The 682-nt window shown below is 73.3% G+C and carries 1 protein-coding gene; it reads right to left on the reverse strand.

Annotated elements, in window-relative coordinates:
• The coding region (locus tag AC5L38_RS44315; protein ID WP_495248841.1) for a SpnB-like Rossmann fold domain-containing protein at positions 1-682 on the reverse strand (682 nt) is incomplete at both ends.

Consider the following 682-nt stretch of genomic DNA (forward strand, 5'->3'; position numbering starts at 1 on the left):
TCAGAGCCGGACACCACCCGCGCCAGACGCGGCACCCACACCTCACCCCCGCGCACCGCCACCTGCGGCTCACCCGACGCCACCAAACCTGTCAAAAGCCCAGGCAGCGCCGAAACCTCCCCGTCCACATCCACCAGCACGAACCGGCCAGGGTTCTCCGCCTGCGCCGACCGCACCAGACCCCACACCGCCGCAGCCCCCACATCAGTGACCGTCTCCCCCGCCGCCACCGCGCCCCGCGTCACCACCACCAGACGTGAACCCACACACCGCTCATCGGCCAGCCACCCCTGCAGCAAGCCCAGAACGCGAGCGGTCAGAACATGCGCCGACCCCACCACGTCACCGGCCGGATCCGAGACCGCCTCCGCCACCACCGTGCCCGGCACCGGCCCCGCCACCAGCGACGGCAGATCCCCATGGGCCAGGGCCACCCGTCCCGCCGCCTGCCACGCCCCGGCGAGACCCAGCGCGTCCGGGCCGAGCACCGCCACCGGCGGCACCTCACCCGAAGCAAGCTCCTCCAACGGGGTCCACTCCACCCCGAACAGCGCGTCCCGCACGGCTCCGCGGCTCAGGGAGGCCGCGTCGAGCCGGTCGGACGGGATCGGGCGCAACGCCAGCGACCGCACCGACAACACCGGCTCCCCAGCCACATCCACCGCACTCAGCGACACCACAC

The sequence above is a fragment of the Streptosporangium nanhuense genome, assembly GCF_059358815.1.